This window comes from Pseudoalteromonas sp. Angola-7, from assembly GCF_028599255.1.
Taxonomy (GTDB): domain Bacteria; phylum Pseudomonadota; class Gammaproteobacteria; order Enterobacterales; family Alteromonadaceae; genus Pseudoalteromonas; species Pseudoalteromonas atlantica.
Window position 1 is genome coordinate 23159 of record NZ_JAQREL010000020.1, and the last position, 15840, is coordinate 38998.

A 15840-nucleotide genomic window follows, 5' to 3' on the forward strand; every position below is an offset into this window, starting at 1 on the left:
TTTATTCTCGTTTTGACACTATAAAAGTGAAGTTTGATCCCCATTAACCCTTCATACCGTAAGCTATAGCATTTCGTACTAAAGTACGCGTATTTAAGGAATATTTATGAGCCAATTATTCTCACCTTTAAAGCTCGGTGAACTCACTTTAGACAACCGCATTATTATTGCGCCTATGTGCCAGTACTCAGCAAATCAGGGGTCTGCTAGTGATTGGCACACTATTCATTTAGGGCAATTGAGCTTAAGTGGTGCAGGGTTATTGATATTAGAGGCCACCGCGGTAAGCCCAGAGGGGCGGATTAGTTACGCCGATTTAGGGCTTTGGAATAACGAAACCCAGCAAGCACTGGGCAAAAGCTTAAAAGCGCTTAGGCAATACAGTCCTATGCCTATTGGCGTTCAGCTTGCGCATGCAGGGCGAAAAGCATCTACTGAAAAACCGTGGGATGGCGGTGGTGCAATTGCACCTAGCGAAGACAAAGGCTGGCAAACACTTGCGCCTTCTGCCATAGCCTACGATGACAGCGCCTATCAACCAAAGGCTATGACAAAATCGGATATAACCCAGCTAATAAACGATTTTGTAAGCTCAGCAAAACGCGCTGATGAGCTAGGGCTTGATTTAATTGAGCTACATGGTGCGCATGGTTATTTGTTACACCAGTTTTTATCGCCTCTTTCAAACAAGCGTGATGATGAATACGGGGGCAGTTTGCAAAACCGTATGCGCCTTGTGCTTGAGGTGTTTAAAGCATTAAGAGCTGAATTTGCAAGCCATAAACCGGTAGGCATTCGAATCTCTGCGACTGATTGGGTAGAAGGTGGCTGGGATTTAGCACAATCTATTGAGCTTGCTAAAGCATTAGACAAGCTTGGCTGCGATTTTATTCACGTAAGTACAGCAGGGCTAAGCCCAGAGCAACAAATTCCGGTTAAACCTAACTTTCAGGTACCATTTGCAACTGCTATTAAAGAGGTAGTAAGTATGCCGGTAATAGCCGTAGGTTTAATCACGGAGCCACAACAAGCCGAAGATATTATTAGCGAGCAGCAAGCCGATGGCGTAGCACTTGCGCGAGGTATTTTGTATAACCCGCATTGGCCTTGGCATGCTGCAGCGCAGCTTGGCGCAACCGTTAATGCGCCTAAACAGTACTTGCGATCTAGCCCACCTGGGCAGCCTTCACCTATTAAGTAACTTACATTTTTACATTTACCATGGCTACCCACTGCATTTATATGCAGTGGGTTTTATTATTTATAAATTAGAGTTATTTATGAACCAATCACGTGCACAGCCAGTGCAAATAAGCAATACCTTAGTGAGCATTATTGCTCTGTGCTGTGGCCTTATTGTGGCAAATATTTATTATGCCCAACCTATTATTGAGTTATTAGCGCCCGATGTGGGTTTAAGTGCGCACAGCGCCAGTTTTATTGTGTCGCTTACACAAATTGGCTATGCAATGGGACTGTTTTTTTTAGTGCCATTGGCTGATTTAGTCGAAAACAAACGCTTAATGCTCATTACCTTAGCCATAACATTTTTAAGTTTAATAGGCGCAGGCTTGGCGCAAAGCCCAAGTGTAATGTTGCTATTATGCTTATTGGTGGGGGCGAGCTCTGTATCGGTGCAAGTATTAATACCGCTTGCTGCGCATTTATCCTCAGATGAAAAACGCGGGCAAGTACTGGGCAATATAATGGCGGGGTTGTTACTGGGTATTTTATTAGCCAGGCCAGTTGCAAGTTTAATAGCCGATCACTTTGGTTGGCGAGCCGTATTTTATTTTGCCGCAGGCTGTATGGCATTTATAGCCAGTGTTATATATTTTGCTATACCGAGCAGGCAACCGGCACACAATACAACGTACTTTAAGTTATTAAAATCGCTTAAGCAGCTAATAATACAGCAGCCAGTGCTGCGTCAGCGGGCATTGTATCAGGCGCTTATGTTTGCCTCTTTTAGCTTATTTTGGACCAGCGTACCGGTTGTATTAGCCAGAGAATATGGCTTATCGCAATCGCAAATCGCCTTATTTGCTTTAGTAGGCGCAGCTGGTGCTATTGCAGCCCCTATTGTTGGGCGTTTAGCCGACAAAGGTTACACGCATCAGTTATCGTTACTTGCAAAAGTGATTGCTGCTGCGTGCTTTTTACCCAGTATATTTGAGCTTCCGCACGGTATTATTATTTTAGCGCTTACGGGCATGTTTATTGATTTTGCTGTGCAGGCAAATATGGTGCTGGGTCAGCGGGTGGTATATTCATTAGAGCCGCAAAGCCGAGCTCGCTTAAATGCCATATACATGACCAGTATTTTTGTTGGCGGAGCGCTTGGCTCGTTAATGGCAAGCCCCCTATACGAAGCTGGTGGCTGGGAAAGCGTGGCGTTAGTGGCAGCGGGTATGCCAGTTATATCACTAGTCGGCTATTTAATGACAAGTAAAAAGTAGCGCGATACAAGTTATATAATATTTTGCTATTTAAAAGGCCAGCGCAGTTATGTGCTGGCCTTTTTATAGAGGCGATTATTGTTTTTTAACACTCGAAAATGAGCTACCCACCGAGGCTATAATCACCAATAATATAGCCAACCATTGCCACAAGGTTAATAACTCGCCAAGTATAATAAACCCAGCAAGGGCGGCAAATGCAGGCTCTAAACTTAGCATAATGCTAAACCCTTGAGCGGGCATATTACGCAGTGCAACCATTTCAAGTGTATAGGGCAGTGCACTTGATAAAATGGCAATGCCAATGCCCAGCGGTATAACACTCCATGTAAATGCACTACTTTGTAATATGCCGCCATAAGGTACAAGTACAATGGCTGCTACGGTCATGCCGAGTGCGACCGTTGCGCCGCCCGAGCTTTGCGTGCCGGTTTTTTTGCCAAATAAAATATAGGCTGCCCAGCAAGCACCGGCACCTAGAGCGAGTATTACGCCAATTGGGTCTAGACTTTCTTGGCTGCTCATATCGGGCAGTAACAGTAAAATACCCGCAATTGCACACGCCACCCAAAATAAGTCGCGCTTAGCGCGTGAGCTAAATAACGCCACCGCTAATGGGCCGGTAAATTCAAGCGCCACACCAATTCCTAAAGGGATACGTTCAATGGCGTAATAAAATAAAATGTTCATTCCGCCTAGGCTTAAACCGTATACCACAATTGATAACCGATTACCTTTAGCTGGTAGGTGTTTCCACGGTTTAAATATTAAACACAAAATAAGTGCAGAAAAGCCAAGCCTAAGTGAAGTAGTGCCTTCGGGGCCAACAACAGGAAATAACTGCTTAGCAAATGATGCGCCAGATTGAATTGTGATCATTGCTAAAATAACGCACACAAGCGCGAGCAAAAAGTCTTTAGTGGATGATTGCATTGTTTTCCTTGGTAACAATCGTCTAGTTTTGCGCAGTGTATCTGTTTTTTATTGGCTAAGTAATAGCTTGTATGGCATACACATTAAATTTGGGAGGGAGTGAGTAATATGTGCGATGAATTAGCGTAGCTGATTATGCATAACTAAAGGCAAACGCTGAGTGCCTTAAAATAAAAAAGCCAGCGAATAGATCGCTGGCTTATAAACGTTTAGGTCGTTTTAGTGTGTTTTGCTAGCACTTTTAACTAGGCCATCTAAAGAATAAAGGCCACGTTTTTCATCATTTTTACGTTTGATTTCTTCAAGCGCGCGCGCTTCTACAGCGTCAAATAATGCATTAATTAAACGGTTAAAGTGTTTATGCATTGCGGTACGTGCGGCGCTTGCATCGTGTGTTTGCAGCGCATTATAAATAGCGGTGTGCTCATCCATTACGCAATCGTTATTGTTTTTACACACACTGCCGTAATCAGCCACAATTTGTGAATTGTTTAAACGTAAATCCCATAAATTTGCCACTGCATACTCAAGGGCTTTATTACGTGTAGCACGCGCTATAATTTCATGAAACTCGCGGTCTGCTTGTTCTACATATAAGCCTTTTTCCATGGCTATTAGCGTTTGCTTTAATTGAGCTAGTTCTTCATCGGTGATTGATTGAGCGGCAAGTGCGGCTATTTCACCTTCAATGAGTGCGCGAGCTTGTGTTAGCTCAAAAGCGCTGATCTCTTTTGTTTTTACAGATGTTTCTTGTTGTTCTATTACATAAACGCCTGAGCCGGTTTTAACCTCTACGCGGCCTCGTACTTCTAATGCAATAATAGCTTCACGAATTGTTGGGCGGCTTACGTCAAACATGTCGGCAAGTTCTCGCTCTGGTGGTAAACGACTCCCAGCAGAAAACTCTCCTTGGTTTATCAAAGCTTCAACTTTATCAACAATGCGCCAAAATAAGCGACGGTTTCCCATATTCTACCTTTATTACCTTAAGGAATAGCGGCTAATAGGCTCAAATAGCCTAAACCTACTGTTATTAGCAGAGGTTACCCCAAAATTCACTATTATGTCAAAATTCTAAAGTGATGTAACGGTCATATAATATTACAAATGAGTGTTAACCTATTTATGTTACCAATTTAGTATAAATTTTAATAATTGGCTAGCTTGATTGGTCATGTTTTTGTGTGCTAAGTTAACTTTGCTCATTTATATAAGCGTGCTTAGAGCAAGCTAACTTTAATGGGTTGAAATGTGTGCAATCTAGGCTTGGGTTAATGGTGGTGCGAGGTGAGTAACCTAGTGCGCCTAATAACTGGCGCAGCGTGAGCACCTAAATGTGTCGCGCAACCATACTGCACAGGCGCTGCCTTGGTTGAATGGTGAATAGATTTATGCAAATTAAACCATTAAAAATCTACACGCTTTAATAAAGAGCCTGTGTAATTTAGCTGTACCTAATAAAAAATAAGTAAGCGCATAATTACAACTAGGCTCTTGCCTTGATTGCCCACGGATGGGGGTCAACTTTAGTCCGCTGCTGCGTTTTTATCATTAGGGTAAACTACCCCAAGCTGCTTTCTTGCGGTATCAAGTACGTTCATTACGTCGCGGGCAAGCTGATGTGTATTAACATCTGACTCTCGCTTTTGCGCGTTTATGGTTTGCATAAAGTGCGCAACTTCGTATTTCATAAAGTGCTCATCAAATTTATCAGAAATAACCTCAACCTCCCCGTTATTGGCAACAAACTCTATGTGTTTTAACTGCGACACGGCATGTATTCGTAAGCGTCCGCGCTCACCTTGTATTTCGGTGATGTTATCGCCTTGAGAAATTTTAGAGTAGCTAATAACGGCTTGTTTATCATCGTAATTTAATAATACGTCGCCTGCGCCATCTACGCCTGTATCTAATAGCACCCCACTGGCACTCACGCGCTGTGGGGCGCCCCAAAGTGCTATAAGTAGGTAAAGCGGATACACACCTAAATCGAGCAAAGCGCCATTGGCAAATTCCGGTAAAAAGGTATTTGGGCGTTCGCCGTTTTTGTATTTATCGTAGCGTGATGAGTACTGACTGTATTGGCCAATAAACTTACGGGGTTTACCAATTTTACTCAGCGCATTTTTAAGTCGCGCAAAGTTTGGCAAATGCGTGGTCATCATTGCTTCCATGTAAAGGCGTTTATTGGCATTAGCGGCAGTTAAAATAGCGTTTAGCTCTTGGCTATTAGCGGCTGAAGGCTTTTCGCCTAGTACATGTTTGCCTGCTTCAAGGCACATTACTGCATATTGCTTGTGTAGGCTATTTGGCGCTGCAATATACACCGCATCAACATCGGGGTCTTGGCATACCTGCTCAATTGAGGTGAAAATTTTTACATCGGTATTGGGGTGATTAGATAAAAAGGCTTCGCCGCTTGATTGCTTGCGTGAGCACACACCGTATAAATTAAATGCAGGTAACGTATTTGCTGCGCTTAATAGGGTATCACTAATAAAATTTGTACCGACAATGACAAAGTTCATGCCTGCTCCTTAGCTTAAATAATAAGAGCCGTTACTTTAACATTTTTTTTGCCCTGTATGCTTTAGGGCGTGTTGACCTTTGGTGGTTGAATTTACAGCAGTATGTTTGGTTTTTAGGCCAGGCAGAGCCTATGTAGTGTGGTTATTCCCCATAAATAGGCGATAACGCAGCATAAAGACCAAACATGCGCTGCCCTATGGGTTCTTTCTAGGGACGATTGACTCTTTGTTGCTCGATTTTTACTTAGCCCACTAGGTTACAAACCTCGCGCCGCGATTAAATCGCCCCTAGATTGAATAAATTTCAATCCACAAAGTTCGACACGCCCTAGGAGAATACCCAAACCAGCGTTTAACACTTGCGCATAAGGTTGCTTGTTCGTGATAGCCTAAAAGCATTGAAATAGTACTGATAGAGTATTGTTTTTGAAGCAAGTAATGCGCCGCTAGCGCCCGGCGTGTGGTGTCTTTAAGTTTTACAAAGCTGGTGTTATGTTTAGCCAATTCACGGTGCAAGGTACGCGGGTGCATATTAAGTGCCTCGGCAATAGTTTGGTTTGAACACTGATAAATAGGCAGCATTGGCCTTATTAGTGCGCTTACTTGGGCAGGTAATGACTGACTATGTTCGTTGCGTTTAGCTAAAAAATTAAAGGCCGCGTCGGTTTTATTAAGGTTATTGTGGTTAAGCTTTATCGATAAGTCGGCTTTGTTTATTACAATGCCCGCACTGTTGCGGTGCTCTATTACTTTACAGCCAAAATAGGTTTTGTATGCGAGTGTATTAGTTGTCAGCTTTTGCGGTAAAAACACAGTGCGAGGCTTGCACTGATTATTACTTAATTTTTTTATTATGCTCATGGCTAAGCCAAGCGTGAGCTCTATGGCTTGGTTTATTTGTGGAAGGGGCTTTAGGTTAAATTCAAACGATAAAAATAAGCTCTCGTCATTATCTAATGAGTGCGTTGTTAAGCACAATGCGGGGCTGTGTAAGTGTAAATATTTAACCACCCAGCTAAGCGCTTCTTCTAAATTAGTCCCACTTTTAGCGGCTATGGCTATGTGGCCTAAAATATCAAAGTTTTGTTTATTTGCTAATTTAAGCCCAAAGCTTGGGCAGTTAAGCGTGTGGCTGCAGTACTCTAATAAATTTGCATAGCTCAAATAGGGTAAATATTGGTTTTCAAGGTTATTAAAGTCGACAGTGACCTTACAGGTTTTCATTACGCTTGCGGGGTCTGCGCCAAGTTCTTTAATTAACGAGTCTATTGAATATAAAGAGGTGGCACGTATTGGGCTGCTCATACACTGGCGCTGTAAATTAAAGAAGGTGTCTAAAAATATCAAGTTTTTAGGATTTAATCTATGCACTATAGAGCGAATAGCTTGCTGCAATAAAACTGCTTATTTACAACTGCATGGATGCACAAAGCAGAAGCAGCTACCAATAAGAACTAAATAGTGATGATGCAAAGGCACCTATGAGTAACCACACGTTTGATTATATTATTATTGGCGCAGGCAGTGCGGGTTGTGTACTGGCAGCGCGTTTATCAGAAGATCAGCATATAAGTGTGTGCTTAATAGAGTCGGGTGGTAGCGATAAGAGCGCTTTAATACAAATGCCTGCGGGTATTGCGGCCAGTGTGCCATACGGAATAAATAGTTGGCATTACAACACGGTACCGCAAAAGGCGCTTAATAACCGATGTGGCTTTGTGCCGCGGGGTAAAGTGCTAGGTGGGTCTAGCTCTACGAATGCCATGGTGTATATACGCGGTAATAAATACGATTACGATAACTGGGCACAAAATGGCAACCTTGGGTGGGACTACAACAGTTTATTACCCTATTTTATAAAAGCCGAAAACAATAAAACGTTTAATAACGCGTTACATGGCACAAAAGGGCCATTGCATGTGCATGAGCTGACTAAGCCAAGTGCGGTAAACTCTTGCTTTTTAAAGGCGTGTGTTGAGCAAGGAATACAGTTAAATGACGATATAAATGGCGCTGAGCAACATGGAGCACGGCTTTCGCAGGTTACGCAACATAATGGTGAGCGCTGTAGTGCTGCAAAAGCGTATTTAACACCGCACTTAAACAGGCCTAACCTTAGTGTGTTTACCCACAGCCACGTTAATAAGATTATAATAAAAAATAAGGTCGCCCACGGCGTAGAGCTTGAGCGCGGCGGTAAAATTATTACATTAATGGCCAAAAAGGAGGTGCTTTTGAGCGCCGGTGCAATTAACTCTCCGCAGGTGTTAATGCTTTCAGGAATTGGCCCTAAAGCGCATTTAGCAGCGCATAACATACCACTGGAACATGCACTGGAAGGAGTAGGGGGTAATTTACAAGATCACTTAACCGTGGTGCCTTTGTGTAAAGCAAATACTGCAAAAGGCACCTTTGGGGTAAGTGTAAAAGGCGCTGCAAGTATTATTAAAGGGTGTGCGCAGTGGTTTAGTAAACGCAGCGGAATATTAACCAGTAATTTTGCTGAGTCACATGCGTTTATTAATGTGTTGGATAATTCGCCTGCGCCGGATATTCAACTTGAGTTTGTAATTGGGTTGGTGGACGATCATAGTCGCAAAGTTCACCTTGGCCATGGCTATAGTATTCACAGTAGTATTATGCGCCCCAAAAGCCGAGGGACAATAAGGCTTGCCAATAGCGATCCACGCAGTGCGCCGCTTATCGACCCTAATTATTTAAGCCACCCTGATGATTTATCGCTTATGCTTGCAGGGCTTAAAAAAGCGCTGCGTATTATGCAAAGCCCCGCCTTTGATAAAATTCGTGGTAACTTTGTTTACCCGCTTGATGTAAATAACGATTCCCAGCTTATTGAATTTATTCGCCAAACTGCCGATACCGAGTATCACCCTGTTGGCACCTGTAAAATGGGCACCGACAATATGGCGGTGGTTAATAGCAAACTACAAGTACACGGGATACGCAGTTTAAGGGTTATTGATGCCTCAGTTATGCCTACCATAGTAACAGGTAACACAAACGCACCAGTTATTGCCATTGCTGAAAAGGCCGCTGATTTAATTAAATTGAGCTATAAAACAGGGTTATAAGGTGCGGTTGTAAAAGTGAGTAAGCCACGCCTGCCAGTCATCTTCTAGCTTAAGCATTTGTTGGTGCTTTTTAGCGTTAAGGTGTTTGTTTTCATCTTCGGTAGCAATAAAAGGGCCTACCCGACAAAGCGAGCAATGATTTTCATCTAAATACGCAGGCTTTGTAAGGTGAGTGCTTAGTTCGTCAGATTGCGCCGAGATTGCTTTAGGCGTAAATACATAAGTGATGCCACTGGTGTCTTTTACGTGTTTGTCACGGTCTACGTTTCTTATTTTGTAACCATCAAACTGGTTAATATCAAAAGGCATTTGGCCCGCGTACTTAGCCTGAAGGCCATTACTTAAGCTGCCTTCAATATTCCACTCGCGATAGGGTTTTACATCTTTTGAGGTTATGTAGCAAAGCATAGGGCCGCTTTTGTCGAGCGCGTATTTGTTAGCGTATTTAATAAATTGATGTAGTAACGCGCGATTAAGCACGTTCATGCTGGTTTTTTGAGTGTTGCTTTCAAATGCTTCGCGCCCTACAAAGGCTGGAATAAGCGGAAACTGAAAAATAACTACATCAAAGCTGTGCTGGTGGGCAGCTAATTTTTGCCAACATAAAGGGTCCGTTACATCAAAGCAATTAATAACCTCAACATGACACTTTTTTAAACTACTTAGCGCATTGTGCTGGTATTTTTGCTCTATGGTTTTGGCGCTATCATAAGTAGATGCGACTAACTTTGCCGGTTTTATATGATTAACCACCGCATTAGTGAACGATAGATCGCCATCGCCTACGGTGAGAATTCGCCAATTAGGATTTAAATACATAACTTAATTAGATTTGTGAGTGTTTTGATCTGCACTTTGAGTATTTTGCGCTGTATTAGCACCATGCAAACGATGAAACGCAAGGCGTGTTTTAAGCCCTTCAATGGCTATTTGTTTTAAAATTAAATTAAAGGTAATTAAAATAGCAAACACAATATGAATAGGGCCATGTGTAAAACCCGCCTCTGGGTTATAAAGCGTAAGCCCAAACAATATAAATAACACCACTAACAGTATTTCTATTAATTGGTTTGAGTAAAAGCTGAGCCGGCCTTCATTTTTGTGATCTTTTTTAATACTAATAGCGCAAAAAAACGGAATAACTTTAATTTTAAAAGCGGCGTTTTTTTCTACGTAGTTTTCGCCAAGCTCGTTAAGCTGCTGGCGTAATGTATCAATCATGGTGCGTCCTTAAATAGCAGTGCGCGGATGTTACACTATTACGCCTAGTAGGTTAAGCAGCGCAAGGTTATTTTGGGTAAAGGCTCATACCAATGGTGAGTATGTGACACACAAATACCACTGAGGTAAGAATAAAGCGCATTTTTTGATAATCGCGATGGTAGGTTTGCCATTGTGGTGTGGCTTTTTCAAAGATAAGAACTAACCAAAAACTAGCCCCTAACCAGGCAAGCGCCCACTCCAGCGGGATAAACGATAAAAATGGTACGGGTATAACAGGCACAACCGCTTTAATTGCATCGCTGTAGCTTTGCATCCCAGCGCGCCATAAATTGCCCGCCATAAATGCCAGTATAGCAATGCTATAAAAAGTAAAAAACTCCAAGTTAACGCTATTACTGCCAAACATAAGCGGCCACGCTACACAGCCCAAAAAGGGTAGTAACCCCAAATAGCCAAGTTGAATATGATTAACAAATTTTTCCATTACAGCATGCCTTATGTTGTGTGTTTTTTAGCGCGGCTATTGTAGCAGTATTCTTAGCACTTACAGGTAATAAATCGTTTACGAATAGAAGAGCTAGATAGTTCAATCTTAAAAATCGATTGTTTTAATCTAAACAATCAATTTTATTTAGTTTACCAATGGGCTTATTGTATTAATCAAGCCAACGCGAAAGGCCACACATTTTGGCTGCGTTGAGTAACTTTAAAACACTTTAAATATAAATGAGGAATACTATGAGCACTTCATTGATCAACACAAAAATTCAACCTTTTAACGCAACTGCATACCACAATGGTGACTTTGTAGAAGTGTCTGAAAAAGACGTACTAGGTAAGTGGTCAATCTTCTTCTTTTACCCTGCAGATTTCACGTTTGTATGTCCTACTGAGCTTGGCGATGTTGCTGATTACTACGAGCAGCTACAAGAAATGGGTGTAGAAGTTTACTCAGTATCAACTGATACTCACTTCACGCATAAAGCATGGCATGACACGTCAGACACTATTGGTAAAATTAAATTTCCAATGATTGGCGACCCAACTGGCCGTATTACTCGCAGCTTTGGCGTTATGATTGAAGATGACGGCCTTGCACTTCGCGGTACTTTTGTAATGAACCCAGAGGGCGAAATCAAAGTAATCGAAACTCACGATTTAGGTATTGGCCGTAGCGCTAAAGAGTTAGTACGTAAAGTACAAGCTGCACAATACATTGCAACTCACGACGGTGAAGTTTGCCCTGCATCTTGGCAGCCAGGTGAAGACACACTTGCTCCTTCACTAGACCTAGTTGGTAAAATCTAAGTACAAGTTTACCCACTTTTATGAGGGCAGGTAACTGCCCTTAAACCAACATCATTTCGTTTGTTGGTGCCTCCTATCTCAACTCGGACTCATTAGCACATGCATTAGTTGGCATGGGAGGCTTGCTGTTTAAATTTTCCTAAAAAGGGTTAAGCCATGTTAGATAACAACATTAAAAATCAATTAAAAAGCCATTTTGAATCGCTTACTCAACCTGTTGAGCTGCTTATTGCCTTGGATGACAGCAAAAAATCAGCAGAAGTAGAAAGCTTAGCAAACGACTTAGCATCATTAAGCGACAAGTTTACGGTAGTGAGCAACCCTGATTCGAGCGCACGTCGCCCATCTATGGTTGTGCATTCACCTGAAAAAAACACCCACATTACGTTTGCTGGCGTACCTATGGGTCACGAATTTACAAGTTTAGTGTTAGCGCTTTTACACACTGGCGGACACGCAAGCAAAGCAAAAAGCGAAGACATTGAACAAATAGAATCACTCAATCAAGAACTTAATTTTGAAGTATACATAAGCTTAAGTTGCCAAACATGCCCGCAAGTAGTGCAGGCGCTAAATACAATGGCAGCAACAAACAGCAAAATTAAAGCAACAATGATTGACGGCGCACTCTTTCAAGACGAAGTAGAAGAGCGCAATATTTTAGCAGTACCAGCTGTGTACTTAAATGGCGAACCATTTAGCCAAGGTGCATTAAGCCTGACCGACATTTTAAATAAAGTAGACTCTAAAGGCGCTGCTAAGCAAGCTGCAGCACTAAGCGAAAAAGACGAGTTTGATGTATTAGTAGTCGGTGGCGGACCTGCGGGTGCCTCAGCCGCTATTTACTCTGCTCGTAAAGGGTTAAACACCGGTATAGTTGCCGATAGATTTGGTGGCCAAGTTGCCGATACGTTGGCTATCGAAAACTTTATTTCGGTAAAAGCCACTGAAGGTCCAAAGCTTGTTGCTCAGCTTGAAGAGCATGTTAAAGAATACGATGTAGATGTAATGCATAACCAACGCGCAGCAGGGCTTGGTCGCGGTAGTAATGGTTATGAAATTACCCTTGAAAACGGGGCTACTTTAAAAGCTAAATCGCTTGTTTTAGCAACCGGTGCACGCTGGCGTGAAATGAACGTACCTGGTGAGCAAGAATATCGCGGCCATGGCGTAGCTTACTGCCCACACTGTGATGGTCCGCTATTTAAGGGTAAGCCTGTTGCTGTTATTGGTGGTGGTAACTCGGGTATAGAGGCGGCTATCGACTTAGCTAACATTGTAGAGCATGTAACGGTACTTGAGTTTGCTGATACGCTGCGCGCTGACGAAGTACTTATTCGTAAAGCGAATAGCTTAAGCAACATCACTATTATTAAAAATGCGCAAACCACTGAAGTAGTAGGCGATGGTAAAAAAGTAACCGGACTTAATTACACTGACCGTGTAACAGGTGAGGAAAAATCATTAGCACTTGCAGGTATTTTTGTACAAATAGGTTTGATCCCTAATACCGAATGGTTAAAAGAGAGCGACCTTACACTAAGCAAGTTTGGCGAGATAGAAATTGACGCTAAAGGCGCAACCTCATTACCGGGCGTTTACGGTGCGGGTGACGCGACAAATACGCCGTTTAAGCAAATCATTATTGCAATGGGTAGTGGTGCAACAGCAAGCTTAGGGGCGTTTGATTACTTAATTCGCCATAGCGAGCAAAGCAACCAAGACCAAAATGCAGCTTAATAGGCAAATCGTCTCTTGATGTAACAGCAATAGGTACACCCAAAAGCTGTTTGTTAACCCAAGCCGCCCTCTCCAAAGGCGGCTTTTTTAATGCTTATAACAATATCTCTATTAATCACAGCCACCAGAATCCCCACCGCAATCATTATTAGAGTGTGAGTTATTACTAGCATAAATTGAAGAGTCAGTGCTTGTATAAGTTGAACGGCCTTGTGATGCCTTACCACTGATAAACGTAACTAATAGCAATACGCTTGATACAATAACAACGATTATTGATGAACCCCATTGCCCTGTAGAAATGCCTTTAAATATGGCTAACAACAGTACAGTAAAAAGTAATGTTCTTATTATATTTCTCATAGTATGTCCTTACTAAATTAAAGCGAATTTACTTTAGCTGTATGTTCTAAGGCATTAGAAAGCGCTTTTTCTATGTGCGGAAGCTTAAACGGCTTAGAGACAAACATATTCATGCCTGCTTGCTGGCAAGCTAGTTTATCTTGCGACGATGTATTAGCAGTTAGCGCTACAATGTAGGTGCTTTCGCTAGGGCAAATACGTTGCGCTCTCAGCGTTTTAGTGGCTTCAAAACCATCCAGGATTGGCATAATGCAATCCATAAAAATAAGGTCGTAATGCTTTTGCTTACACTTAAAAATAGCGTCTTGGCCATCAATGGCGCAGTCGGCTTTTACGTTTAACTTATCAAGAGAGGCATCAAGCACACGGCGGTTTATATCGTTGTCATCAACAATAAGTACACTGAGCGAGTGGCTGTTTAACTCAATTTTTGATTGAATGTCGTCTATTATTTGCTCTTTACCAAGCTCTAGCGGAATATTAATACTAAACGTTGAGCCTTTTTGTAGTTCACTCGTCACCTTTATTGTGCCGCCCATGTATTCTACAAGCTCTTTTATAATTGCTAGGCCAAGCCCTGTGCCCCCTTTATTATTTTTAGCGTCAACCTCTTGTGTAAACGGCGAAAATAAAGACTCTAAAAAGGCAGGGGTCATTCCGCGACCAGTGTCAGAAACTGTAATACCAAGAGATAGCGCATCGTTATTATTTATGAGCTGTGTTTTAAGTTTTACATGGCCTTGCTCGGTAAATTTTAATGCGTTACTTAATAAGTTAGAGGTAATTTGGCTCAGGCGTGTACTGTCGCAAAAGGCCCAGCAGCTATCATCAATTGTATTTTCTATGATTAATTCAACATGGGTTTCTTTAAATAACGGGGTATATAAAGAGGCTAAATCACTAAATATGGTTTTAAGCAGTACATCGGTTGGCTCTAGTTTTAATTCACCATGATTAATTTTAGAAAAATCGAGTACTTCGTTGATAATATTAAGTAAAATATCAGCGCTGCGTAGCGCTATTTTTATTTTTTCGTCTCGTTTTTCAGTGTCTTTTTCATCTGTTAAGGTGGTGAGCATGCCAGTTATGCCATTTAGCGGGGTGCGTAACTCGTGGCTAATTTTAGCAAATAGCATACTTCTATCTTCTAACATATGCTCTGCTTCGGCTTTTTTCTTTTTTAGCGCTTCTCTAAGTAATATAGATTCGGTAATGTCTTGAAATGTACCAAATAGCCTTATGCAATTACCTTCGTGAAACTCGGCTTCTCCAAAAGTCGAAATCCAAATTTCTTGGTTTTGTGCAGTGATAACCTCAAGTTCTAAATCCCATTTTTCACCTTTGTTTATGGCGTTTTCTACCGCTTTATTTATGGCTTCTCTGCTGGGGCCCTCTTTGTAAAACTCAATTGCGTTATCAACTATTGGCTGGTAGTCATCGGCTACCTGATGAATGCGTTTAGTTTGCTTACTCCAATAAACTTTGTTCTCGATTAAATCGACCTCCCAAGTGCCGATATTAGCGATGTTTTCGAGCTTTGAAAGGGTGTAGCTATTTTTTAAAAGTTGCTCTTTCGTGTCTATTTTTGCAAATTCAGATCCTAACCATTGGGCAAATAGCTCAATGTAATCGTAGGCTTCGTCGCTAAATGCAGGTGACTCGTTAGGCGATGAAAAGTTAACAGTGCCAAAGGTTTTATCGGCTACTTTTATAGGTGCGCCAATGTAGGACTCAAGTTGAAAATTTATGTAACAAGGGTGAGTTGCAATCGTACTTTGTGAGGCTTTATGAAACGAAAGCGCCGAGCCCGCTGATAAAGTATGGACGCAATAGGTGCCATCTAGCTCAAATTGTGTACCGGGTAATAAGGCGTTATCGGGTGTTAGAGCATGTAATACTGTGTACGTATTAGCATCAATTTTACTAATTATTGCTACATCAAGGCTGAACACTTCTAGGCCAAACGCGAGTAGGTTTTTAATTTTAGAATTAAAATCCAGAGTTTGGTCTGAGACTATATCGTGAAAACGCCTTAAAAAGTTCACCGCAATTACCTTAATTGTATTTTATATCGTTATGCGTATCGGTAGATAGGCACATTTATTTATATGTTTTTAACAGTTTATACCAACAGGCGTAAACCGTTGAGCAATATATTGAGTAATGGGTGTTAGGCTATCAACACGCGAACTT

Annotated in this window: 14 protein-coding genes; 5 read left to right on the forward strand and 9 right to left on the reverse strand. The window is 41.8% G+C overall.

What is annotated here, in order from left to right; translation table 11 throughout:
* The first annotated feature begins 106 nt into the window (after positions 1 to 106).
* Together PSH50_RS19495 and PSH50_RS19500 are read left to right on the forward strand one after the other, a co-directional pair.
* Entirely contained in the window at positions 107 to 1201 is a 1095-nt protein-coding gene (locus PSH50_RS19495) for an NADH:flavin oxidoreductase/NADH oxidase (protein WP_273587003.1), read from the forward strand.
* A gap of 79 nt (positions 1202 to 1280) precedes the next feature.
* Positions 1281 to 2459, forward strand: coding sequence for an MFS transporter (locus PSH50_RS19500; protein WP_024032731.1), 1179 nt, complete (start codon positions 1281 to 1283; stop codon positions 2457 to 2459).
* A gap of 75 nt (positions 2460 to 2534) precedes the next feature.
* Here PSH50_RS19500 and PSH50_RS19505 read toward each other — a convergent pair whose 3' ends face one another.
* From PSH50_RS19505 to PSH50_RS19520, 4 genes are all read right to left on the reverse strand, one after another.
* Positions 2535 to 3392 carry a DMT family transporter gene (locus tag PSH50_RS19505; protein WP_273587004.1) on the reverse strand — a complete coding sequence of 286 codons (858 nt, stop codon included), beginning with the start codon at positions 3390 to 3392 and terminating at the stop codon, positions 2535 to 2537.
* A gap of 219 nt (positions 3393 to 3611) precedes the next feature.
* Positions 3612 to 4361, reverse strand: a complete 750-nt coding sequence (locus tag PSH50_RS19510; RefSeq protein WP_004587131.1) for a FadR/GntR family transcriptional regulator — start codon at positions 4359 to 4361, stop codon at positions 3612 to 3614.
* A 557-nt stretch (positions 4362 to 4918) separates the two neighbouring features.
* Entirely contained in the window at positions 4919 to 5920 is a 1002-nt protein-coding gene (locus tag PSH50_RS19515; protein WP_054981768.1) for a Gfo/Idh/MocA family protein, read from the reverse strand.
* 288 nt (positions 5921 to 6208) lie between these two features.
* The gene (locus PSH50_RS19520; RefSeq protein WP_273587005.1) at positions 6209 to 7225 is read right to left on the reverse strand and encodes an AraC family transcriptional regulator; all 1017 of its coding nucleotides are present in this window, start codon (positions 7223 to 7225) and stop codon (positions 6209 to 6211) included.
* Between the two features lie 176 nt (positions 7226 to 7401).
* Here PSH50_RS19520 and PSH50_RS19525 point away from each other — a divergent pair, with 176 nt between their 5' ends.
* Entirely contained in the window at positions 7402 to 9012 is a 1611-nt protein-coding gene (locus PSH50_RS19525; RefSeq protein ID WP_273587006.1) for a GMC family oxidoreductase, read from the forward strand.
* Here the strand turns inward: PSH50_RS19525 and PSH50_RS19530 are convergent.
* From PSH50_RS19530 to PSH50_RS19540, 3 genes are all read right to left on the reverse strand, one after another.
* Entirely contained in the window at positions 9007 to 9831 is an 825-nt protein-coding gene (locus PSH50_RS19530) for a class I SAM-dependent methyltransferase (RefSeq protein WP_273587007.1), read from the reverse strand. The genes PSH50_RS19525 and PSH50_RS19530 overlap by 6 nt on opposite strands.
* A gap of 3 nt (positions 9832 to 9834) precedes the next feature.
* A complete protein-coding gene (locus PSH50_RS19535; RefSeq protein ID WP_273587008.1) occupies positions 9835 to 10233 on the reverse strand; it encodes a hypothetical protein in 399 nt (132 codons plus the stop codon).
* Between the two features lie 67 nt (positions 10234 to 10300).
* Complete coding sequence (locus PSH50_RS19540; protein ID WP_054981772.1) at positions 10301 to 10720, reverse strand: DUF3429 domain-containing protein; 420 nt, start codon at positions 10718 to 10720, stop codon at positions 10301 to 10303.
* Positions 10721 to 10974: 254 nt separating this feature from the next.
* Here PSH50_RS19540 and ahpC point away from each other — a divergent pair, with 254 nt between their 5' ends.
* Both ahpC and ahpF read left to right on the forward strand, forming a co-directional pair.
* The gene (ahpC, locus tag PSH50_RS19545) at positions 10975 to 11544 is read left to right on the forward strand and encodes an alkyl hydroperoxide reductase subunit C (protein ID WP_004587118.1); all 570 of its coding nucleotides are present in this window, start codon (positions 10975 to 10977) and stop codon (positions 11542 to 11544) included.
* Positions 11545 to 11700: 156 nt separating this feature from the next.
* On the forward strand, positions 11701 to 13284 hold the full coding sequence (gene ahpF, locus PSH50_RS19550) for an alkyl hydroperoxide reductase subunit F (protein WP_273587009.1): 1584 nt from the start codon (positions 11701 to 11703) through the stop codon (positions 13282 to 13284).
* Positions 13285 to 13395: 111 nt separating this feature from the next.
* Here the strand turns inward: ahpF and PSH50_RS19555 are convergent, their stop codons facing one another.
* Positions 13396 to 13647 (reverse strand): hypothetical protein, encoded by a 252-nt coding sequence (locus PSH50_RS19555; protein ID WP_004587115.1) that lies wholly within the window; start codon positions 13645 to 13647, stop codon positions 13396 to 13398.
* 17 nt (positions 13648 to 13664) lie between these two features.
* Complete coding sequence (locus PSH50_RS19560; RefSeq protein ID WP_273587010.1) at positions 13665 to 15692, reverse strand: ATP-binding protein; 2028 nt, start codon at positions 15690 to 15692, stop codon at positions 13665 to 13667.
* Positions 15693 to 15840: the final 148 nt, after the last annotated feature.